The sequence below is a fragment of the Bacillus nitratireducens genome (genome assembly GCF_036320425.1).
GTDB lineage: Bacteria > Bacillota > Bacilli > Bacillales > Bacillaceae_G > Bacillus_A > Bacillus_A nitratireducens.
Genome location: NZ_JAUMJO010000002.1, coordinates 377,158 through 397,763, shown reverse-complemented (window position 1 = coordinate 397,763; position 20,606 = coordinate 377,158). Strand labels below are relative to the sequence as shown.

At 34.8% G+C, this 20,606-nt stretch carries 23 protein-coding genes and 1 pseudogene; 3 read left to right on the top strand and 21 right to left on the bottom strand.

Features of this window, described 5'->3' with window-relative positions:
* Positions 1 to 11 precede the first annotated feature (11 nt).
* The 3 genes and pseudogenes from dapG to spoVFB form a co-directional block, all read right to left on the bottom strand.
* Positions 12 to 1,244, bottom strand: a complete 1,233-nt coding sequence (gene dapG, locus Q3V31_RS08435) for an aspartate kinase (RefSeq protein WP_329764368.1) — start codon at positions 1,242 to 1,244, stop codon at positions 12 to 14.
* A 23-nt stretch (positions 1,245 to 1,267) separates the two neighbouring features.
* Positions 1,268 to 2,314, bottom strand: a complete 1,047-nt coding sequence (asd, locus tag Q3V31_RS08430) for an aspartate-semialdehyde dehydrogenase (RefSeq protein WP_000414857.1) — start codon at positions 2,312 to 2,314, stop codon at positions 1,268 to 1,270.
* 150 nt (positions 2,315 to 2,464) lie between these two features.
* Positions 2,465 to 2,653, bottom strand: a pseudogene (spoVFB, locus tag Q3V31_RS08425) (dipicolinate synthase subunit B); the annotation flags it as partial.
* A gap of 223 nt (positions 2,654 to 2,876) precedes the next feature.
* On the opposite strand from spoVFB, the gene Q3V31_RS08420 reads away from it, so the two are divergent.
* Entirely contained in the window at positions 2,877 to 3,401 is a 525-nt protein-coding gene (locus tag Q3V31_RS08420; RefSeq protein WP_329764365.1) for a hypothetical protein, read from the top strand.
* A gap of 119 nt (positions 3,402 to 3,520) precedes the next feature.
* Positions 3,521 to 4,015: a hypothetical protein gene (locus tag Q3V31_RS08415; RefSeq protein WP_329764363.1), complete on the top strand. Its 495-nt coding sequence runs from the start codon at positions 3,521 to 3,523 to the stop codon at positions 4,013 to 4,015.
* Positions 4,016 to 4,355: 340 nt separating this feature from the next.
* On the opposite strand, the gene Q3V31_RS08410 is transcribed toward Q3V31_RS08415, so the two are convergent.
* From Q3V31_RS08410 to Q3V31_RS08400, 3 genes are read right to left on the bottom strand one after another with little or no spacing between them, the layout of a single operon-like run.
* Entirely contained in the window at positions 4,356 to 5,162 is an 807-nt protein-coding gene (locus tag Q3V31_RS08410) for a GH25 family lysozyme (RefSeq protein ID WP_329764361.1), read from the bottom strand.
* Complete coding sequence (locus Q3V31_RS08405; RefSeq protein ID WP_000032303.1) at positions 5,162 to 5,368, bottom strand: hypothetical protein; 207 nt, start codon at positions 5,366 to 5,368, stop codon at positions 5,162 to 5,164. Before Q3V31_RS08405 ends, Q3V31_RS08410 begins: the two co-directional genes overlap by 1 nt.
* 1 nt (position 5,369) lies before the next feature.
* Complete coding sequence (locus Q3V31_RS08400) at positions 5,370 to 5,603, bottom strand: hemolysin XhlA family protein (protein WP_001156202.1); 234 nt, start codon at positions 5,601 to 5,603, stop codon at positions 5,370 to 5,372.
* A 167-nt stretch (positions 5,604 to 5,770) separates the two neighbouring features.
* Here Q3V31_RS08400 and Q3V31_RS08395 point away from each other — a divergent pair, with 167 nt between their 5' ends.
* A complete protein-coding gene (locus Q3V31_RS08395; protein ID WP_098388223.1) occupies positions 5,771 to 6,085 on the top strand; it encodes a hypothetical protein in 315 nt (104 codons plus the stop codon).
* Between the two features lie 302 nt (positions 6,086 to 6,387).
* On the opposite strand, the gene Q3V31_RS08390 is transcribed toward Q3V31_RS08395, so the two are convergent.
* From Q3V31_RS08390 to Q3V31_RS08320, 15 genes are all read right to left on the bottom strand, one after another.
* A complete protein-coding gene (locus Q3V31_RS08390; RefSeq protein WP_329764358.1) occupies positions 6,388 to 6,534 on the bottom strand; it encodes a hypothetical protein in 147 nt (48 codons plus the stop codon).
* Between the two features lie 185 nt (positions 6,535 to 6,719).
* A complete protein-coding gene (locus tag Q3V31_RS08385) occupies positions 6,720 to 7,325 on the bottom strand; it encodes a BppU family phage baseplate upper protein (RefSeq protein WP_329765188.1) in 606 nt (201 codons plus the stop codon).
* 99 nt (positions 7,326 to 7,424) lie between these two features.
* On the bottom strand, positions 7,425 to 8,480 hold the full coding sequence (locus tag Q3V31_RS08380) for a BppU family phage baseplate upper protein (RefSeq protein ID WP_329764356.1): 1,056 nt from the start codon (positions 8,478 to 8,480) through the stop codon (positions 7,425 to 7,427).
* A 15-nt stretch (positions 8,481 to 8,495) separates the two neighbouring features.
* Entirely contained in the window at positions 8,496 to 10,931 is a 2,436-nt protein-coding gene (locus tag Q3V31_RS08375; RefSeq protein WP_329764354.1) for a phage tail spike protein, read from the bottom strand.
* On the bottom strand, positions 10,928 to 11,611 hold the full coding sequence (locus Q3V31_RS08370; RefSeq protein ID WP_329764353.1) for a distal tail protein Dit: 684 nt from the start codon (positions 11,609 to 11,611) through the stop codon (positions 10,928 to 10,930). The genes Q3V31_RS08375 and Q3V31_RS08370 overlap by 4 nt, the downstream gene beginning before the upstream one ends.
* Position 11,612: 1 nt before the next feature.
* Entirely contained in the window at positions 11,613 to 14,900 is a 3,288-nt protein-coding gene (locus Q3V31_RS08365; RefSeq protein ID WP_329764351.1) for a phage tail tape measure protein, read from the bottom strand.
* A 237-nt stretch (positions 14,901 to 15,137) separates the two neighbouring features.
* On the bottom strand, positions 15,138 to 15,527 hold the full coding sequence (locus Q3V31_RS08360) for a hypothetical protein (protein WP_329764349.1): 390 nt from the start codon (positions 15,525 to 15,527) through the stop codon (positions 15,138 to 15,140).
* 13 nt (positions 15,528 to 15,540) lie between these two features.
* The gene (locus tag Q3V31_RS08355) at positions 15,541 to 16,185 is read right to left on the bottom strand and encodes a major tail protein (protein ID WP_329764348.1); all 645 of its coding nucleotides are present in this window, start codon (positions 16,183 to 16,185) and stop codon (positions 15,541 to 15,543) included.
* A gap of 5 nt (positions 16,186 to 16,190) precedes the next feature.
* Positions 16,191 to 16,574: an HK97-gp10 family putative phage morphogenesis protein gene (locus Q3V31_RS08350; protein WP_329764347.1), complete on the bottom strand. Its 384-nt coding sequence runs from the start codon at positions 16,572 to 16,574 to the stop codon at positions 16,191 to 16,193.
* Positions 16,574 to 16,903, bottom strand: a complete 330-nt coding sequence (locus Q3V31_RS08345; protein WP_286126118.1) for a hypothetical protein — start codon at positions 16,901 to 16,903, stop codon at positions 16,574 to 16,576. Before Q3V31_RS08345 ends, Q3V31_RS08350 begins: the two co-directional genes overlap by 1 nt.
* Positions 16,893 to 17,228: a hypothetical protein gene (locus Q3V31_RS08340; protein ID WP_098452958.1), complete on the bottom strand. Its 336-nt coding sequence runs from the start codon at positions 17,226 to 17,228 to the stop codon at positions 16,893 to 16,895. The genes Q3V31_RS08345 and Q3V31_RS08340 overlap by 11 nt, the downstream gene beginning before the upstream one ends.
* A complete protein-coding gene (locus Q3V31_RS08335; protein WP_098452959.1) occupies positions 17,206 to 17,469 on the bottom strand; it encodes a head-tail connector protein in 264 nt (87 codons plus the stop codon). The genes Q3V31_RS08340 and Q3V31_RS08335 overlap by 23 nt, the downstream gene beginning before the upstream one ends.
* 16 nt (positions 17,470 to 17,485) lie before the next feature.
* Positions 17,486 to 18,847, bottom strand: a complete 1,362-nt coding sequence (locus Q3V31_RS08330) for a phage major capsid protein (protein ID WP_329764343.1) — start codon at positions 18,845 to 18,847, stop codon at positions 17,486 to 17,488.
* Positions 18,848 to 19,423, bottom strand: a complete 576-nt coding sequence (locus tag Q3V31_RS08325; protein ID WP_329764342.1) for an HK97 family phage prohead protease — start codon at positions 19,421 to 19,423, stop codon at positions 18,848 to 18,850.
* Complete coding sequence (locus Q3V31_RS08320) at positions 19,392 to 20,597, bottom strand: phage portal protein (protein ID WP_329764341.1); 1,206 nt, start codon at positions 20,595 to 20,597, stop codon at positions 19,392 to 19,394. The genes Q3V31_RS08325 and Q3V31_RS08320 overlap by 32 nt, the downstream gene beginning before the upstream one ends.
* Positions 20,598 to 20,606: the final 9 nt, after the last annotated feature.

The following is a 20,606-nucleotide window of genomic DNA, read 5'->3' as shown; positions in this document are numbered from 1 at the left end:
GGTCTCACTCCTTATTGTTCCAGTTGCTTTTCTTTTGAAAGCTCAAACGCACTATGTAATGCATTTACAGCCTCCACTAAATCGGTTTCTTTTACAAGAACCCAAATTGTCGTATGACTATCTGCTGATTGCAGAATTTGAATACCTTTTTCCGCTAAAGCTGTAACGATTTTCGCAGTAACCCCTGGGTATCCTGCCATTCCAGCTCCTACAATAGATACTTTTGCACAATGCTCTGTCACAATTGGCTCATATCCAAGGTTCTTTAATAATTCAACTGCACGACTTGATACATTATCACTCACCGTATAAGCTACTCCAGTAGGTGAAATGTTAATTAAATCGACACTTATTCCTTCATTCGCCATTTCTTTAAACACATGCTGTTGCAAATCATATGCCGTTTCTTTTGCAAGCACTTTAATTTGCGTCACATTTGATACGTGAGCGATACCTGTAACAGGTCGTTCTTCTACATCACGGCCTTTTGTAGCACCATCAGATGCTGAAATAAGCGTACCTTCACTATCAGAATACGTAGAACGTACACGAAGCGGCACTTTTGCATGCATCGCAATTTCAACTGCACGTGGATGAACGACTTTTGCACCTTGATATGCCATGTTACAAATTTCGTTATACGTTACCGTTTGAAGATGACGTGCATCTTTTACAATACGAGGATCCGCAGTCATAACACCTTCTACATCTGTGAAGATATCAATAAATTCAGCATGAAGCGCAACACCTAATGCTGAAGCTGAAGTATCGCTACCTCCGCGTCCAAGTGTTGTCGTATCACCTTTTTTCGTTTGTCCTTGGAATCCTGTAACGACGATTACATCTACATTTTCTAACTCTTCATGTATGCGATCGCAATTCATTTCAATAATCTTAGCATTCGTAAAATCATCATTTGTTACAAAACCAGCTTGTGCACCATTTAACGCTGCTGCTTTTATACCGTTCTCATTTAGCATGTTAGAGAAGACGATTGCTGAGATTAATTCTCCGCATGATAATAATAAATCTTGCTCACGATTAGAAATGCGAGATTCCTCTTGATTTACAAGACTTAACAAAGTATCAGTTGCATATGGTTCACCTTTACGGCCCATAGCAGATACGACAATAACTACTTTATAACCAGCAGCTAACGATTTTTTTATATGATGAAGCGCATGCTTACGTCCATTTTCATCGCGTACTGATGTGCCACCAAATTTTTGAACAATTATTTTCATATTTTGCACCTTCTCTTAGCCGTTTACACTAATTGTAATTTTACTAAGCGCTCTGCAATTTGAACAGAATTCCATGCAGCGCCTTTTAATAAGTTATCAGATACGACCCAAAGATGGAATCCTTTATCGTTATTTAAATCTTTACGGATTCTTCCAACGAATACTTCGTTTTTACCTACTGCAGTAGCTGGCATTGGATATAACTGCTCTTCTGGATTATCTTGCAGAACAATACCTTCCGCATTTGCAAGTAAGCTCTTTAATTCTGCTACTGTTACGCCTTCTTTTTCTACTTCGATGTAAACAGACTCAGAATGCCCTGATACAACTGGTAAACGTACACATGTTGCCGCTACTTCTAATTCAGGCATATGCATAATTTTTTTCGTTTCATTAATCATTTTCATTTCTTCAAACGTAAATCCATTATCTTGGAACTTATCAATCTGTGGAATCGCATTAAAAGCAATTTGGTAATGTTTTTTGTCACCTGATACAGGTAAAACATTCGCCTTAACTTCTTCGCCATTTAAGATTGCTTGTGATTGTTCATGAAGTTCTTCAATCGCTGCCGCACCAGCACCTGATACAGCTTGATATGTGGAAACGATTACTCGTTTTAAACCATATTGCTGACGAACTGGCTCAAGAGCTACTACCATTTGAATTGTAGAACAGTTCGGATTTGCAATAATACCATTATGTTCTTTTAAGTCGTTTTCATTTACTTCAGGTACAACAAGTGGCACGTTTTCTGTCATACGGAATGCACTTGTATTATCAACAACAATCGCACCGCGCTTTGCTGCTTCTGGCGCTAATTGTTTCGATACAGATCCACCAGCACTAAATAGTGCGATATCTACTCCTTCAAAACTTTCAGGAGTTGCCTCTTGAACTGTAAATTCTTCGCCTTTAAATACAAGTTTCTTACCTGCAGATCGTTTAGATGAAAGTAACGTTAATTTCCCGATTGGAAATTCTCGTTTCTCTAAAGTATTTAACATTTGTTCACCAACTGCGCCGGTTGCTCCAACTACAGCGACATGAAAAGTTTTTTGCTTTTCCATCACTATGCCCCTTTCTAGATACCAATCCTTCTATAACTTAGAATTAGAAGGAGCATAAAATGCCCCTCCCAATCTTAATAACGTTAATTTTATCATATTCTACAGTAAGAATGATGGTTTCATCAAAAATTGTCCGTTTTTTTTCGTTTTTTAATTCATATATCTGAATTTTTCTACAACAACAGGTTGCAATTGCTTCCCTTGCAATGCTTCTAATACTGTATCTTCAAGTAACTCCATACGAGCTACCATTGAGTTCGGTTTTTTCTCTGGTGCATCTTGGCCGAATGGGACGAAGTAGATGTTTTTTGTAGCCATTAGGCGCATGAGGTTGACGCCAACAGGGTGATGACAATATAAACATTTCTTTTTTCTTCTATTATATACTCATTTCACAGCCTGTAAATTTTTTTCATTTCCAAGCATGTATATCATATTCTTAATTAATACAATAAGCGAATCCAACGGTAAAGATGAAGAATTTATATATCTTATTTATATAATTTATGTTATGGTTCCATATGTTAATTAATTGCAATATTTTTTAAAAGGAGTATACATAATGAAAAAAAAGAAACTAATATGTTTAGCACTTCCAATCATGTTATTAGGGGTAGGTTGTAGTACATCGAAAGACCACCCAAAAGCTAGTGCAACTAAAGAAAGTACAGTTAAAGAGGATACAGTGAAGGAAACTCCAGTTAAGGAGAATTCAATGCAAGTAGCAGTAGATTATAAAACTTCTGTACTTGACTTAAGTAAAGAGTTAGAAAAAGCTATGAATGAACTTTCTACGATAGTTAATAAAGATAGTACTTTAAGTGTTTCAAAAGATAGTTACAAAAACGCACTACTATACTTAAGTAACGTAACGAAGAAGTATGATGATTTGAAACCAAGTCATGATCCAGCCTATAAACAAGAAGAAGCTCATACACTTATTTTAGAATCGATGAAGACTATGCAAGATGCAATCAACATTCAGTATTTTAGCTTAGATAATCTAGCAAGTGAAGAGTTTGCAAAAGGGCTAGATTTAATGAATAAGGCTTCTAACAAGTATATGGAAGCAATGGGTAAACTATAACAAGAGGCATTCAAAGAGATGGAAGAACCATCGAGTATAACATTTTGGAATGGTACATCTACTAAAATAAAGCATCTAATTTTTAATAGAATAGAGTATACACCAGGAGGATAATTAACATGAAGAAATTTATCGTAGCAGGATTAGCATTAGGGCTTTTAGCTGGATGTGGTTCTACAGATAGCAAAAGTGAAGCTAAAGACAATACAGCACAAAGTAGCACAGAAGCTAGCAATAAAAAAACAAGTAAGTATCCTTTCCCTAAAGATGCAACACCAGTTGGAGAAGGACGAATAACAGTTAATACACCAGCAGGAAACTCTGAGAATGGAAATGCACCTGTTTTATTTGCAGATAAAAACACAATCATGGATCAAATTGGTTTAGATTATGCTAACTTCCAAGGTGACAAACAAACATTTGTTTACGTTGATAAAATGTTTAATATGACTACTCAAGTTGGTGAATTAACACAATCAACTTTCTCATTAGAGGAAGATACATTAAAACCAGGAGTACATACAGTTACAGCGGTTCAATTTGAAAATGATGATCCAAAAGGTAAAGTATTAAATTTCATTGAATCTAAATACGAAGTTAAAGAAAAGAAATAATACATACTTAATATATAATTTCTTTTAGGGGGCATCTTCATGAAAGTTGTACGCTCTATATTTAAAGGCTTTCGCTTAATAGGTTTAATTGTAAAGCCGGTACTTAAAGCATTAACTAAAAGTAAATTTTAAATTTCATAAAAATAAAAATCCCCTTCTGCATATGAGTGCACAAGGGGATTTTTCTCTTATTCTATTTATTCTACAGACATTGAGTATAAATATAAAAATAAGAAACGGTGTATATTTACACTAACATTTATAAATATGAAAATCAAGATATAATTACCTACCTATAGAATCAGATAATAATTTTTATTCATATAACTATTCTTTTGTATTATTTCAAATACTCGTACCACCAGCTTCTTTCGTCCATCCAAGCTGTAATTTTATCAAGTTCACCATTTGGTAAAACTTCAGTTTGTAAATATGCTAAACCAGTTAATGGATCAGAGACAACTTTCCCTTTTGTTCCACGCTCATTCATAGCGTTTACGACTTCCTGGACCAATGAAATGCCAAAACCACCAGATTTAACATATTGATAGCCAACATTAGCAATAGCTTGTTCTGGCTGTTTCTCTTCTGTAAACCAAGCTAACGATTTGCTACCAATTAGAGAATTCAAATCACACTTGCCGATACCAGGTACATTACCAGTTTCAGAGTACTGCCAAATATCACAAGGGTATGCTGGTTTATTCCCTCCATAGCGTGGAATCCATACGAAATCACAATTAACATTTGCCATTCCGAATGGAGCATACATATGATGGCCAACATATAAACCAACTTTTTTAGCACCTAATCGGCGTAATTCATTGATAAATGCTTGTGTACCAGCTCGCATATCATTCATTGTTTTAACTTCAACATCCGCCACCCAGACTGTCGCATTCTTATCACCGCGATTCCAGAAATCACGAGCTTCTACTTTTGCATCTTCTATAGAAACAAAACGACAGAATGCATAGTTACCAAACGGAACGTCATGCTGCTTCATAGCTTGTACATAGCCTTTATACAATGGATCTACATAATTTGAACCATCCTGCACACGAGCAATTATAAAGTCTAAATGTTGTTTTGCTATAGGCCAATTAATATTACCATTCCATTTTGAAATATCTACAATATAGCCCATTATTTATCGTCTCCTTCACTATTAACATCATGATCAGACCAAATCCCTAATGCAATACCAACTGACAGTAAATAAGGCGCTAATTCATCTAAAAAGCTTTTAGCCTCTGGCACACCAAATTTCGTAAATAAAAATCCAAGTAAAGAAAAAACCGCAACCCATGTTTTCCAGTTGCGGAATCGTTTTGTGATATTCTCTTTTGACATACTACATGCCACCTTTCATTAGTAATCCTAATAATCCAGCTACAATTGCTCCAATAATGATACGAAGAATCCATGTAGTATTGGCGCTAATTTTATCGAGAAGTTTATTTATACTTACTATATCCTTTTCGTTGACAGTGGTACGCGTCTCTAAATTGCGGATATCACGCTGCATATCCTTTTGATCTGACTTAATTTGTTGGATCTCTTGCTTTAAATCTTGAATTTCTTGCATTGGTTCAGCTCCTTTTCTAAAAATTAAAAAGCCTGCTATAAGCACGCTTTGATTTGTTTTAAAAGTCGTATTTTATTCAGAATAATTTTTTTTTTTAAAATCCCCCTTATAATGTGTTATTGTACCGTGTTATTTGTTATCGTTTAAAGTAGAAAGCGGGTGTGCATATGGAAGGGATAATTTTTCTTCTAATAATCTTCATTGTATGCTTTATATTACTAGTATTCATGAAGATTTTTGGTAGGAAGAAACAAGCTAACAAATCTATTGAAAAAGAATTAAAAAATCATTCCTCAATACAAGAAAATGGTAATCATAACGATTCAGGAACAAATACTAATGATGCTGAAGCTAGCTGGATGAATGCCGTAATGACAACCTCAGTTATTACAGCGTCTATGAAAAGTGATCAGGATCATTCGGAAGGTAATAATCACGATTCGAATTCAGCGAATCATGACAACGCAGATTCACAGGATTAATTTAACTTAGTGATTTAATCGACATCAAGAGTAACGTTTTTTAAATCACTTTTTATTAATCTTAATCCTTTGTTCTTTTACAAAGATAACTTACCCTGCATCAAATCCGCTCGTTAATATTTAGAGCCCATATACATTACACTTACAGTCGCCTTTTCTTTATACTCAGTACATGTTCCTATCGTGTCATCATAAAACCCCGAACATAAACTTTTTCGCCTTTTTCTAAAAATAAAAAAGCATGTTATCGCACACTTCTCTCTAAAAGCCGTATTTTATATAGTTTTACATTCTTAATTTTATTACCACCAAAAATTAATCAACCAATCTTTATGATGATGGATACATCTTAATAAGATCTTAATCCAGCCAAAAAACGATATCCAGAGGATAATAGAAAATGCACTTCCCCAGAGCAAACCTACAAAGAAATTACCTTCTTTCTTCATATTAATTCTCCTATTATTTTCATAAGTGATTTACCGTAGAATATCTTAATGCTGTGTACTAGCGGTGTATTTATTGTGAAATAAAAAAGATATACATGATGTGAATTTATCAAGAAATTTTCAGTACAGCATAACCGTAATTGTTAGCAATATTAAAAGTAACCCCTTCTGTATCCACAATGTCATTAAGTAGCGTAAGTTCCTTTTGGAGAACCCCTTGCCAATGATGACACCTTTGTATCAACATAAGTTTTATCCGTTTTATCAGCTAATTGTGAAGCGACACCACTCACATTATTAGACAAAATCCCAATTTGATTCGTATTTTCAGTTGATTTTGCTAAAGCTGATTCTGCTACTTCTTTTGAAGCAATAATAGACGGAATGTCTTGTTTCCCTAATTCTAATAACTCATCAAACATTTGAAACTCATTTGTAGATTCAATCGAATCATTTGATACAATTGAAGAACGTACTTTAAAACTGAAACCATAAGTGCTTGCACGTTTTTTCGTTCCCTCCTCTACTCGTTCAATAGAAATTTCATCATTAACTTCTCCAGCTCTTACAAGGGTTTGTGTCGTTAATAAAACTTTGATTTTTCCTTTTGCTTTATCTAAAATCTCAATTTCTTTATCTTGAAACACGACGGTTTTATCTGGTTTTTTAAAATAGACAATGATTTTATCTGTATCATTTAAAGGTAATGCTTTTTCATCTTCAGTAATATTAAAGATAAGTTCTGAAATGTTTAAATTGTTTTGGGAAAATTCTATATTAGAATGACTAATAGATTTTAGTGTATCTACATTTCATATGATTGTGGCTTCATTATTTGCTCTCCTTTTAATCAAAATAAAAAGCCTGCTTATGCACGCTTGTCTTGTTTCTTAAATCATAAAATTAGTAACCATATGCACGGTAACACTAGTGCCGCTAGGGAGATTATTAGCAAATATATTCCCACTTGCTTGCACAGTTATTTCGCATGGAGCTGTTACATCTCCAATAGCAATACCCGAAAAGGCAACATCTTGTGGTGGACGAAACCCAACAGGAAGAGTTGCAAATGGTGTAACATTTTTAGGATTTCGTATGGATCCAATTACATTAACGATTTCACCATTTCTTTTATATTTCGGGATTCTATCGGCTACATTTGTAACACCTGTTGTATTTAAAGTTGCCCAGTCGGTATCTACGCTTTGTTTAACTGTACCTTCTACTATAAACTTTTTCGTTTTAACTTGTACTTCATCCATAGTAGAACCATTGAAACCAGTTAAAAGTAAATTTCTAGACTTGTTATCTAACGTTCCGCTCTGGATATAGTTCACATCATTAGTCATTAAGAACCTCATGCTCCCTAATGCATTTGCGACAAGTAAAGGAGCATCATTTCCAGTATGTTCAATACTAAGAGGACCAGACATGCTATCTCCTATTTTACGAACAAGCTGATTTGCATTAATAGATGCTACTAAATCAGTAATTTTTTTATTTGTATCATCGATTATTTTCAGATATCCAACCACACTCTCAAGTGCTTTATCAAAATCAGAAATATAGTTTTCTATCTGAATGTTCCCTTCTCTTGCATCTCTTTTTAAGGAAATCCGAATATCTGGCGTACTCATTCGTTCTGTATTGTTTTTCTCTAAAACAAAATATGCTGTCCAATCGCCCGAAATGGAAACAGATTCATCCGATAATACATATTCAAATACCCCATTGTTTGCATCGATTACTTTAGCATCTTTTCTAATTAGTTCACCAGTATATCGTGTAGCCTCGTATTTAATTGTGTATCCTGTTAAGACAACAATTTTACCGTTTTCTTTTAAATTTACAGTAAGTTTCAAACCATTCTTATCGTTCTGGCGAGATCGAATTGTTTTTGTAAACACTGGATCAGCCAAATCTATATCGATTATTTCATTTCTCATTAATTCATCTCCCTTCTACAGCTTACTTTTAACGTACCTATTTGGTCTTCTAGTGCGCTTTGTTCTACCTCTACGCTTTACATTGCCCTTGAGTTTTAAAGGCTCTAATTCTTCGAGTCTAGCATCTGTTTTTGTTACGTATTCCTGGAAAGCCTTAGTCACTTGTGAAAGCATCCCATATAGACCTACACCTGTTTCTTCAGATTCGTTCGGAATGACTATACCATAATGGGCAGGGATGTCATTTGTCGTTAAAGTGGGTTCTCCTTCTTTACGATCCATCCGCATTTCATATAGTTTCGGCATATCTAATTTGAGGTTATATTGTTTTATATCCCAATCCATTACTTTTTCTAACACATCAAATTTAATATCACGTATGTTCGTTTTATATTTAGCTTGTGAAGATACTTTAAAATCCGCCGCTATTATTCCACCATAGAATGAACCTGTACCAGATTTAACTTGAAGATACCCATTCTCATAATTTGAATTACGTAGCATACAATATTGCATGATAAGATCCGTGTCTCCGCCAGAAGAAGTATCAATAGACAGAAGTCTTTTTCCGTTTTTGTGATAGTAAAATCTTTGTCCAGTAGTGAAATGCATATTTCCATTTGTGGCTTCAGCGATAAAATCATTTTTTGCTTTTGCTGCAAAGTTCGTACCAGCTTGTAGGTTCATATATGACAATTGAGATTCAAGTTGCAAATATTCTTCTGCTTTTAAGACTAAATCTCCATTTTGACCAAATTTAATAACGGAGGGAAAATACAAATCAGTACTACTGCCACCTACATAACCTCGTGTAATTCCTATCCCTGCCCCTTTAGGGTAAATATTTGAATACTGATAAAGTGCAAGTGCTCCTTGTGAAGCTGTATCGTCATTGTCTCCACCTAAAAGTAAAGTGGGTTGTAATTCATTCCTTGAATTTTTGTAATACCCTAAAAACATACGAGTAATATTATTTTCCATAATTCGCATGAATTGTTTGGATATACTTACATAGTTTTTAGAATCATCCGATCTTAAAGTAGTACCACTAATTTCTCCACCCTTAATTAAATCACCAAAAAGCGTACCAGCTGTTATAAAATCAGCAACAATCCGCCCATCATATGTAATGGCAGTTTCATAGGGGCCTTTAACTCCTGTGGAAGAATACCCCAATCCGTTGATATTCCACTGCCAAACTTTTGAAGCGGTCATTTCTGACTTGGTATCCATAATTAAAATACGATCAGGATAAATCCTAACATGTCCGCCAAATCCAGAGTTAATAAGGTTTGTCGCATTTTCCTTTGCTGCATCTAATATAGAACCAGGCATATCCTTTAATTCATCATGCATTTGATCTACTTTACCAGCCATATCAGTAAAGTTTTCTTTAAAGTTACCAGTGGTTAAATTTATATATTCTTTCTTTATTGGATCATATTTATAAGCAATAACCTTTGATTGGATATCAATACCGTCTTCTTTATGTTGAACTGTAACAATGTCCCCCATATATACACGCTGTAAAATAGCATAATCTTTATACTCTTCTGTTTGAGATAGTTCTTGAAACTCAACTTTATATGTTCCTTTTGGTTGATCTACTTTTTGAATTGTGAACATATCTTTAGCGGCTTGTCGTAGTAATCTATACGCCTCTTCTAACGGAACTGCATCTTCATCGTCAGCATTTTCACCAATAGCTGCTTTAATATGTTGAAACTCAACCACTCTAATTTTAGGATGAGGATACTTATTTATAAGTGGGCTATCCACATACCTTTCTGGTAAAAACAGTCCATCGAATCCCTGTGGCATGATTCTAGTAATCGGGCTTTTCCAATCCACATTACCTTCATAGCCTAGTAAATCCTTTTTATGCTGAATAACAACACCACGATCCATACCGCGACTTTTAAGCATTTTAACATCAAAATTATCTCGTTTTAATTCTCCGCCCCACCGATTGATAAAAGAATTATCCAAACTCGTATCTAACATTGCTTCAACTGGATTTTTCCTTACAATACGTGCACTTGCTATTGTTGGAATATCAGAGTAAAAAGTAAAAGGATGTTTATATTGGCATCCTGTTGATAAACGGCTCATTGCAGCATTACCGTTTGTGGTCTGGATGAATATATCTTCTATTAAATTCTCTGTTAGATCATAAAAGATGTGATAGCATTGTACAGTTAGCTCTCCCATACTTGGTTTAGGGTTCACAACACGAAATAACTGATCACCGTCTGGCGTGGGAACTTTAACGATACTCATACCATCAATATCAACTCCGTAAGGAGCAAATAAAGGATAACTAAATGTAAATGAAAATAAACCGTTGAGTTCTTCCTCAACAGTTGCATTGTAAATATTCTTATCCAGAATACCAATCCCATTATGAGTAAAATCAGTCTCATCTGGTTTATATAGTGTAATGTTACTCATTTATATCTCCACCTTGGTTCAACTATGATTTTAGTAACTGATTCAGACCATGAAATTGTATTTGTTCCAGGTTTAAAAAGCGGAAATTCTCCTATCATTTTAGAATTCATTGATGTTGTACCAACATATGCTTCTAACAAATCTGAATCGATGGTGACGGAATAAGCCACTCCTTTTATTCGGAACGATACATCATTAATCGTAATCGTTACATCGCCACCTCCATAAATCACTAGTTTTGGAGCAGATTCTATTGTTCCAGGATTTAAAAGATTTTCTGGTTTTGTTAATACAATTGGCACTGTTGTAACATGTTCAAAAGGATCAAGTGTAAATTCCACTTCAAACTCTCCATGTTCTTCAATATCATTAACGATATCCCCGATTTTTACATGTTTTATTTTCCGGTACACTTCATCATCAGTAAAAAACAGTGTTTCTCCATTAATAAATAATGATTTCACACGTCTTATTAATGGTTTTATGTTTTCATTTTCAAGCAAGTTGAATTTGACTTTAAGAGGGACATCTTTATAAGCCCCTTTCTTTGTAAGTGAACCGTGTCTACCAGGGACAATTATGTGCTCTATTTCTTGTTCGGCGGTTGGAATAACTGGACGGCCTACTATATATACGCCGAAACTACTTACTAATTCATTATCAATTCCCATGTCCAGCAATTTAATTCCTCCCTATCCCTATTTTTGCATTACGTCCCCTTTGAGCAAGAACACTATCAATCTCTTCGCCCATTAGTTTAATATCCCTATCATTCCTTACAACTGGATTATTAATATTGATAATTGTTGGATCTTTTGACATAGTTGCTGCAATACCTTCACCAATTGCTCCTAATGTCTTTTTATTAAGGGGAAGTACTCCTTCTGGTCCCGCTTCACCAGCACCTTGTAAATTCCCACCGTTCATACCGAAGATAGTTGGTCTAGTGAAAATACCACCTTTAGCACGCCATTGAACATTAAGACCAGACGGATACGTAATGTCTTTCCCTAAAACGTTTTTCGTACTAGTTTCCAAACTAAAGTGCGGCATTTTCGGCATTTCAGGTTTAGGAATTTTCAACTTCAAATTATCAAAGAATCCTTTGATTTTATCAATGAATCCCTTCACCTTATCAACGGCTTCCTTTATTGGATCAATAATAAATTTCTTCGCCGCTTCAAACTTTTCTTGTGCTGCGTTTTTTACGGAATCAAATTTTTCTTTAGCTGAGTTATATAAATCCGTAAATTTTTGCTTGGCTTGATTATACGTTTCAGTTACTGGATCAATCACATATTTCTTCACCAAATTCCACGCTGTAAGCGTATAGGATTTTATTTTTTCCCAATTTCCTAATATCCAATTTGCTAAATCATTGAGCTTTTCTTTAGCTGTATTATAAGCTTCCTGGATCGGTTGGATAATATATTGCTTGCATAAAGCCCAGGCAATTTGTGTTGCTAATTTCACCATTTCCCATTTTTCACTTAACCAGCTAACCAATTCGCCAATTTGCTTACTCATCCAGTCGTACATTGCTTTCATGGGATCAATAATATATTTAGATATTAAAGCCCAGGCAATTTGCGCCCCTACCTGTATTAATAACCACCCTGCTTCTAGAATAGTAGAAACCGCGGAAATAATAGGATCTAAGATTATAAGAATAGTATTCCACGTTTCCTGCCAAGCTTGAGACAATGCCCCCCATAATTCGGATGCTGTTGTAACAAGGTTCGACCACCAAGAAGATGCTGTTTCAACAATACCAGACCACAATTCACTAAAAAATTGAGAAAATGGATCGAAGAAACTATGTGCCATTTCTAAAAATGAAGCCCAGGCCTCAGAAAAATAAGAAACTGTAGAAGACCAAGCATCTTCGCAAATTTGAACTATACCAGACCACAATTCACCAAGCCAATCTTTAAATTGTGACCACTTTTCAGAAAGCCAATCAGTTATGGCACCCCAATTTTGTATCGCCCAAATAACACCAGCTATAACAGCTGATATACCAGCAATAACAAGGATAACAGTACCAATTGTTGTACCAAGTGCTATACAGGATATAACAACAGCTGCAATTACGGGGGCTAAAAGACCAAATAGAGCAGTCAAGGCTCCACCGATATATACAAAATTTTGAATTGGTTCTGGTAATTTGGTAAACCATTCAACTACAGATTTAACACCTTCTACTACTGGAGGTAATACAGTTGTTGCAAGTTCAAGCAGTTTTAATCCTAATGGTTCAAAAGCTGCTTGTGTTTCACGTAGCATACTTTGGAAGTTTTGTCCGAAGGATTCTTCTTGGAGCTTTTTCATTTCATCCATACGTCCATTTACATCACCGAGACCACCGTTTACATCAGTAAGTCCTAGTACAGCTTTCGCTCCCATGTCTTCCCAACGAGTGGCGAACAAGCCAACACCAATTTGATTTTGTTTTACTTTGTCGTCCATGCTTCCCAAATCGCCTATTACAGCTTTGAACACATCAGCGGCGGTTGCTTTACCATTGTTAAAAGCTTCCCAAACGCCTTGAGTCTCTTTTGAAAGCCCAGCAAAAGCATCTGCAGTTCCTTTTGAACCGTCCTGTACTTTCTTTCCGAATTCAGCAACTGTGTCATTGATATAATCCAAATTATAAGCGCCGTCACGCGTTCCGTTTGCTAAAATTGTAAACATTTCATCCGCTGTGAATCCAGCCTGTTTGAAGAGCGGAACATATTCTGAAAGGTTGTCAAAAAGCTCGTCTGAATAATTCAATCCTGCTTGTGCACCAGCTGCAAGTAAATCGAATGTTTCTTGTGTAGTTAAATTAAATTGGCTCATTAATTGTCCTGCACCACGAGTTGCTTCGTTTAAATCCACATCATATATTTTAGCAAGTGTTAAAACGTCCTCCGATGCCATTTGTAGTTCTTCATATGGAACATCCCTCATGTTTTGATAGACTTTTATAAGCGCATTATCTACCTCTTCAAGACTTTCACCGAACCCCTTTTTCCATGCATCCTTCGCAATATTACCAAGGTTTTCAGCACCTTTTGCACTTAAACCTAATGAAGCTTGAATTTTCCTTTGAGAATTATCAAAATCTATTGCTATACTTGCAGCTGCCTTACCAAGTTCAATAATTTTTTCAGAAACGCCTTGTAACACTTGAGTAGCTTCTAACAAATTATTTAAATCTAATTTCTTTCCGATCTGTTCCATACCATCGGATGCTTGATTACCACTACGCCCAACACTCTCAAGAGAATTTTCAAATTGCTTTAATGTTGTTTTCGCTTGATTTAATTTTGCTTCAAGTTGCTGTACCTCTGTAGAATTTTCACCATAAACACGCTTTGCTGTGCTTAATTGTTGCTCTAAATTGTGTACAACTCTATCCGTCATTTCCATTTGCTGACGTAATTGTTTTTGTGCCAATTCTAATTTATCAGCTTCACTGGCATTTTGACCTAACTCAGCATTTTGAAGCTTAAACGAACTTGTTAATCTCTTTTGTTCAGCTTCAAGTCTTTTTGCATTCTCTTGTAAATCACCTAAGGTTCCACGTGCTTCTCTAGCTTCAATTGCCTGATCAGAAAGACCTTCATTGACCCTTTTCATCGCATTACTAAGTGAGGTTTCAGCACGTTCAGCATCTAAAAGTTTCCCGTACATTTTATTTAATTGTTCTGCAGTTGTATTTGTATCTTTGGACATTGCTTGATATTCAGAACGTAACATTTCTGTACGCTTTTTAGCGGCTTCCATTTGGATTTCAAGTTTTTTCTTTTCAGCTGCTAGCTTATCCGTCATAGTAGCATCTTGGCCCATTGCGGAAATATGATTCTTATATTCTTTTGCTGCATTATTCATGACCATGTTGATTTGCTTCAATGTCTGAGCATACTGAACTTGACCATCCATTTTGAAATTAAGAACAACATTTCTTTCTTTATTCCCTGTCATATTCTCACCTCATTTCTTAGTAATACGGAGTTTGATCTAATGTATAAATTTGTTTTGGCTGTTCCTCTACCAATGAATCAGGATGGTTATATCTAAGATGCATAATGTATTGCTTTAAGAAATGATTGGGTGTGATCTTCCAAAAATCATTCATACTTAAACCCAGTAATGTGTTACCAACATAAAAATAAAAATCCCAGTCCAATTCGGACTGAGATTCCTTGGTAAACACATTTTTTACTTTTTTTCATCTTTCTTTAACTTCTCCATATCGGAGCTTTGGAAGTTTTGATTGTTAAAAATATCTAATGCTGATTGGAAAACATGCTGCAAATCAGATAGAGGAATAGAAGATTCTACTTCTTGCGGAGTACATTCCGTCCCTGCACTTCTCATCATCCCATAGATCAGCGTATACATGAGTTTTGTTTCTTTAGTTCCTACAACTACCGAACCTGCTTTTAACATGTCATGTAGTTCTTTCTCAAATATATGATACTCTTTCCCGTATGCTTCTTGGATATAAGCAAAAGAAGTCATTGAGAAAATAACAGGGATCTGTACACCCTGTATCTTAATTGTATTTCTATTTATATTAACGTTAACTAAATCACTTAAACGTGCCATTTACATTATCCCCCTACTGTCCTGTACTTGTTCCCAATGTATTTAATTGAGATTCATCACAAATAACTTGTTTCATAAAGTCTTTAATTTTAACGCCTGTTGCGGTATCACGAACTTCTGAAAAATCTACTTCTGTTACATCATTAAACAATAACGGGGTTGCTTCCATTACTAACGATTGGTCTTTAACCTCTGCTTCTTCTGTTGTTGTCGCAAATTTTTCCTCTGCTGGTGTAATTTGAACACGAGGATACCAACGACCCACACGAGAACCGTCAGATAATGGAGCGACAAACCCTAAAGCGAACATTGGAAATTCTTTTACCGTCGCTTTATTAAATACCACGCCTTTTTTCGCAACATATCCATAAATTGCATCTTTAACAACCTGTGGTAATGCTGCAAAACTTAAAGATAATGTGTATTTACTATTTTTACTTGCATTTACAAGTAGTTTATTACTTGCCCATTTTTGAACTGTCGTACTATTTCCTGCAATCCCAAGTTCGGTAATGATGTCCATTATATAAATATCTTTTTCGTATGTTGGAATTGCGAGATTTGTATCTTTTCCGCCAATCATCATTGCAATATATAATGATTCAATACCAACTGGATATAATAATTCCTGCGCTTTTGTTGTCGTTGTCGTTGCCATTTATATCATCCTTCCATCTTATCTATTATTTTTTCTGCTAAAATATCGGCTACTTTGTCACCCTCTGCATCAAATGTGTTTTGAGAGAAATGTAAACCTTTCACACGACCTCTTCCATTCGCTTTTTTATGACCATGTTCAGCTAAATACCAATACCAAGCTTTATCTTCAAATTCCACAGAAACACGATCATTTTTTATAACGACTTTTAAGCTATTTTTTAAATGAGTTCTTTTGTTCTTGTTTGAGCGTTTAATATTTGCTTTTAATTTTGATGCAAAATATTTAGCCGCTTCCTCTAATACATCCATTTCTACTTTCTTATTAACTCTAAGCAACGTATTAATATCTTCTAAAGCATCAGCAAACCCATTATTGTTAGCAGCCATTAATTAATACACCTCACCGATGTTATGAATTGCGTTACAGTGTCATCATTCTCATCATAGGGAATGCCAAAAAATGAAGCATATTCAACTCCATTTTCATTAAAAATTGCTGTTAATGGTTCATAATCTTTCTCAGTGCCATTTGTAATTACTGCAATTTGATATAAAGGCATTGATTTAAGAACTTTAGATGATGCTCGTTTATGCGTTTCATTCACAAATTCATACACAATGTAAGGGTAATCTGTCTTTGTTGGAGCATTATCACGATAAACAGGAATTCCTGACTGTTTCATGAGATTTCTTAATTGCTGAAAATTAATTTGCATATGACAAATTCAACTCCATAATTCGTTCCTCTTCACGAACATAAATTCTTTCGATGTTATAAATCTTATCTTTGATTTTGATACGGTAATCTTTCTGGTTTTCTTCAATTTCTCGATCTAAACGGACTTCAATCTTTTTCATGACTTCATTTCCATCTTGACGGCTAAAATGCTTGTCCGTAACTGTTACACCAATATTGTTATATTTGATGTTTCTCTCAAATGGATATCCCATCACTACACGGTCTGTTTCTGTATCAATTATTTCACCAAGTTTTAATAAATCAGCTAACCATCTTAACTTATTTGTCTGTCTCTTGGGCATTGTAAACCTCCTGAATAAAGAAAGGTGTCATTGCATCAAGTGCCTGTCCTAGTTCCTTTTCAGCAATACGATATTCATAAAAAATACCTGCACACATAATAACAAGATATTCTTCTTGCTTACCTGTTGCATTTTGAACATATCTTTGACCTTGTTTTATATAAAAAGGGAGCATGGATTCTTCCATGCCCTCTTCCCAATGAATATGTTCTTTCAGTTTATTTACTAAAGAATATTCCATATTAAACACCTATCTTTTAAACTTTTTTCAGACCTACTTCATAGCGATAAACAGCTGGTTCAAATGGAGAATATACTAATTGTCCATCTAATAAGTTATAAATTTGGAAGCCGACTTTATTCGTTCCACTAAACTTCTCAATTAATTTTTGTAATTCCATTGCACCAATAACATCTTGAATATGGAATGCTTTGAAATCACCAAAATAGAATACTGGTTTAGTTGGATCAGTACCGTTTGCTGCATCTGTAAAATCTACATTATGCCCTAGTAATTTGTAACCAACACCATCTGGAGCTTGATATAACAATGGACGACCTGTTGTATCTGTCATACCTTCTAAAACTGTTAATGCTGCACGGTTAATTAACCACATTGATTTTTTTAGAACTTCTGTAACTGGTTGTCCTTTTACTTTAACTAACTGTTGGTATAGTTTTTGAGAATAACCTGCTGCATTAATATCAATAACTTCTGATTCGTAATATTTCACAGCTTTTTTAGCTAATGCATCTGGATTTTCATTACTTGCATCATTTCCGTTAAACATATAGTTTGTTTCTTTACGTACATACGCCTTTTTCAACTCATCGATAACAATTTGTTCAATTGGCGCACCTGTCATTTTTAATAACTTTTTAGTTACAGTAGCAAGTGCATCAAATTCTGCTGGGCTTAATAAAATTTCATCAAATTCAATTCCTGTTTCTGCGATTTCATCAGATGCACCACGTTCTTTTTTACGTACATTTGCATCAGCTTTCTTTACAAGAACAGGATATTTTACATCCCCTGCTGTACGATGAACTGAACCATATTTACGTAGTAAATTTTCTTCTTGAGCATAAGTAATGATTTCACTTGCAATAACTTCTGGAATAGTTACTGATCCATTACCTGCTTCAATACCTAAAGCACGTGCTTCTGTTTCTGTGATTCTACCAACTACAAAATTAGCGAATGCTGAACGGATCTCATTCTCTTTTACTTTAGTAGTTTTATGACCACGAGTTGAAAGACCTGAATTAATGGCTGCCATTGCTGCATTTCGTTGTTCTGGTGTTATACCTGTTCGGTTTTCACCCTCTCCATTGTTACCAGAACGCCCTTCATCACCACTTGAACCATCGTCACCAGTTCCACCTTCATCGCCGTTAGAACCAGCTTCTCCTTCACCTGCTCCTTCGTCTCCACCTTCATCATCTAGATTTGCTAACGCATCAGCAACATCTTGTAATTCATTATTAATTTCATCAATTTGTTCTTGAATTGCTGGTAAATCTTCTGCTCGTAATTCTGGATTCTCTACTTGCGTACGGAATTCTGTTAGTCTTTCTTTATTTCGTTTTTGTAGTGCTAATAATAATTGACGGTTCATCTATTTTTCCTCCAATAACTGATCTATTTGTTTTAACATCTTAGTTCTTTGTTCTACTTCACTATCAATTTCTTTACTTCTAAGTGATACTTCTGTATCTTCATAAGCTGGAATTGATACAACGGATACTTCATATAATTCAACTTCATGGATTGTTCTCAATGCTGGTTCAACGGTATAGTCCCATGTCTCTTCTGTTGCACGGAATCCAAATGAACATTGATTAATGTCACCACGTTTCATACTTTTAACTAAATCATTAGCATAAGTTGTATCAGGCATATCCACTTCAAATTTCAATCCATGATTATCTTCTGATAATCGTAAAGTTCCGCTTTTTGTTCTTCCTAAAACATTGTTCCAATCATGATTAATCAAAGCCCTGATATCATTATTTTCTGAAATAGCTTTACTAAAGGCACCTGGAGCAATTATTTCTGTAAACCAATCGCTGATATTAGTTGGTGAATTGAAAATAGCTGCATAACCACTAATTACATTTGGTTCTTCATTAATCGCATCTCTTGTTTGAAAACTGGTGATGTTAAATGTCCGAATTTCCTTTTTCTTTGTCATTTCCATCACCTCCCTTCAAGCTATCATCAGTAGCTTTTTTCTCGCCTATTTTTGATAAGTCATTTGAAATATAGATAGCTTGTGATTCAGGTGTATTTTGTTTAGGGAATCCAAGTATTTCGGCAACATTATCTGGCGAAGTAATACCGGTACGCACAATGTTGTAACCAATATTTGTTTTTGTACTGTAAGTAACAAAATCAAGAATATTAATTTTGAATTTAATACGCTTATCCGAATTTTTTCCGAAAAAAAGAAGACTCAAATGGTCTTCAAAGTTTTTCATTATTGGTCTAACTGCCTTGTTATGCAAATACAACATTGCCTTCTCAATATCTTCTTTAATTAGAGCTGTGTATGTATCCACATTTATTCCTAAAAACTTACCTAAATCTTTTTTATATACATTTAGATAGGCTAGGGTTTTATCATCTTCTATAGGGCTTTTAAGCGTTTCTATCTCATATCCTTTACCCAGAGGAATCATCTTTACAGACCTTGCTTCATCAATTGATTCTAATTGATCTAAAATAGCTTTAATTAATAATGACTGTGCACCATTTTTAGGATTAATATGTGAATCCATTTTCAATAGAAAGGCTAGCAAACCACCTTTTTTATATTTGTCAGTTAAGACCTTTTCAGCACTCATAACACCTTCAAGCGTATCCTTACCTAATTCAAGAATACCTTTCCCTTTTAGATGATCTGAACCGATATTTTTTACATGACGAACCATAAATGAAGGAATCTTCACACCATTAACTCGAAAATGCTCAATTAACTTATCATCTAGTTCAGTATAAACATTTGATGCAAGATGCAATTGATCACCGTCAAGAACTGGGAAAACTTCACCTTGAAGTAAATACACATTTGTCATTAATTTAATGAATTCAGATTGTGTTAAGTAATTGTTAGGATCCCTTAATACTTTAAGAGAAAAATCATTCTTTAATTCTTGACCCTCTTTATCTTCTACAATGATTTCCGCTAACATCATCTGATTACTTATATCCTGTAGTAGTTCATATACATCCGATGATTCTAAAATATTATCAGCATTTGCATAGCTCCCACCATAACGAACAGTGTTGTTAAATATATCATCAAGAAAACCACGTTTTTCAATTTGACGGTACAAATAACTTGAAACCCTACTTCTTATCCCCATATTTTCACC

Coding starts and splice junctions, on each gene's coding strand:
- Q3V31_RS08325 (WP_329764342.1), bottom strand. CDS start 19,423: ATGACAAAGAAAAAGGAAATTCGGACATTTAACATCACCAGTTTTCAA.
- asd (WP_000414857.1), bottom strand. CDS start 2,314: ATGGAAAAGCAAAAAACTTTTCATGTCGCTGTAGTTGGAGCAACCGGC.
- Q3V31_RS08335 (WP_098452959.1), bottom strand. CDS start 17,469: ATGGAATATTCTTTAGTAAATAAACTGAAAGAACATATTCATTGGGAA.
- Q3V31_RS08380 (WP_329764356.1), bottom strand. CDS start 8,480: ATGAGAAATGAAATAATCGATATAGATTTGGCTGATCCAGTGTTTACA.
- Q3V31_RS08375 (WP_329764354.1), bottom strand. CDS start 10,931: ATGAGTAACATTACACTATATAAACCAGATGAGACTGATTTTACTCAT.
- Q3V31_RS08350 (WP_329764347.1), bottom strand. CDS start 16,574: ATGGCTGCTAACAATAATGGGTTTGCTGATGCTTTAGAAGATATTAAT.
- Q3V31_RS08340 (WP_098452958.1), bottom strand. CDS start 17,228: ATGCCCAAGAGACAGACAAATAAGTTAAGATGGTTAGCTGATTTATTA.
- Q3V31_RS08395 (WP_098388223.1), top strand. CDS start 5,771: ATGGAAGGGATAATTTTTCTTCTAATAATCTTCATTGTATGCTTTATA.
- Q3V31_RS08320 (WP_329764341.1), bottom strand. CDS start 20,597: ATGGGGATAAGAAGTAGGGTTTCAAGTTATTTGTACCGTCAAATTGAA.
- Q3V31_RS08355 (WP_329764348.1), bottom strand. CDS start 16,185: ATGGCAACGACAACGACAACAAAAGCGCAGGAATTATTATATCCAGTT.
- Q3V31_RS08360 (WP_329764349.1), bottom strand. CDS start 15,527: ATGGCACGTTTAAGTGATTTAGTTAACGTTAATATAAATAGAAATACA.
- Q3V31_RS08365 (WP_329764351.1), bottom strand. CDS start 14,900: ATGACAGGGAATAAAGAAAGAAATGTTGTTCTTAATTTCAAAATGGAT.
- Q3V31_RS08330 (WP_329764343.1), bottom strand. CDS start 18,847: ATGAACCGTCAATTATTATTAGCACTACAAAAACGAAATAAAGAAAGA.
- Q3V31_RS08410 (WP_329764361.1), bottom strand. CDS start 5,162: ATGGGCTATATTGTAGATATTTCAAAATGGAATGGTAATATTAATTGG.
- Q3V31_RS08400 (WP_001156202.1), bottom strand. CDS start 5,603: ATGCAAGAAATTCAAGATTTAAAGCAAGAGATCCAACAAATTAAGTCA.
- Q3V31_RS08405 (WP_000032303.1), bottom strand. CDS start 5,368: ATGTCAAAAGAGAATATCACAAAACGATTCCGCAACTGGAAAACATGG.
- Q3V31_RS08390 (WP_329764358.1), bottom strand. CDS start 6,534: ATGAAGAAAGAAGGTAATTTCTTTGTAGGTTTGCTCTGGGGAAGTGCA.
- dapG (WP_329764368.1), bottom strand. CDS start 1,244: ATGAAAATAATTGTTCAAAAATTTGGTGGCACATCAGTACGCGATGAA.
- Q3V31_RS08345 (WP_286126118.1), bottom strand. CDS start 16,903: ATGCAAATTAATTTTCAGCAATTAAGAAATCTCATGAAACAGTCAGGA.
- Q3V31_RS08415 (WP_329764363.1), top strand. CDS start 3,521: ATGAAGAAATTTATCGTAGCAGGATTAGCATTAGGGCTTTTAGCTGGA.
- Q3V31_RS08420 (WP_329764365.1), top strand. CDS start 2,877: ATGAAAAAAAAGAAACTAATATGTTTAGCACTTCCAATCATGTTATTA.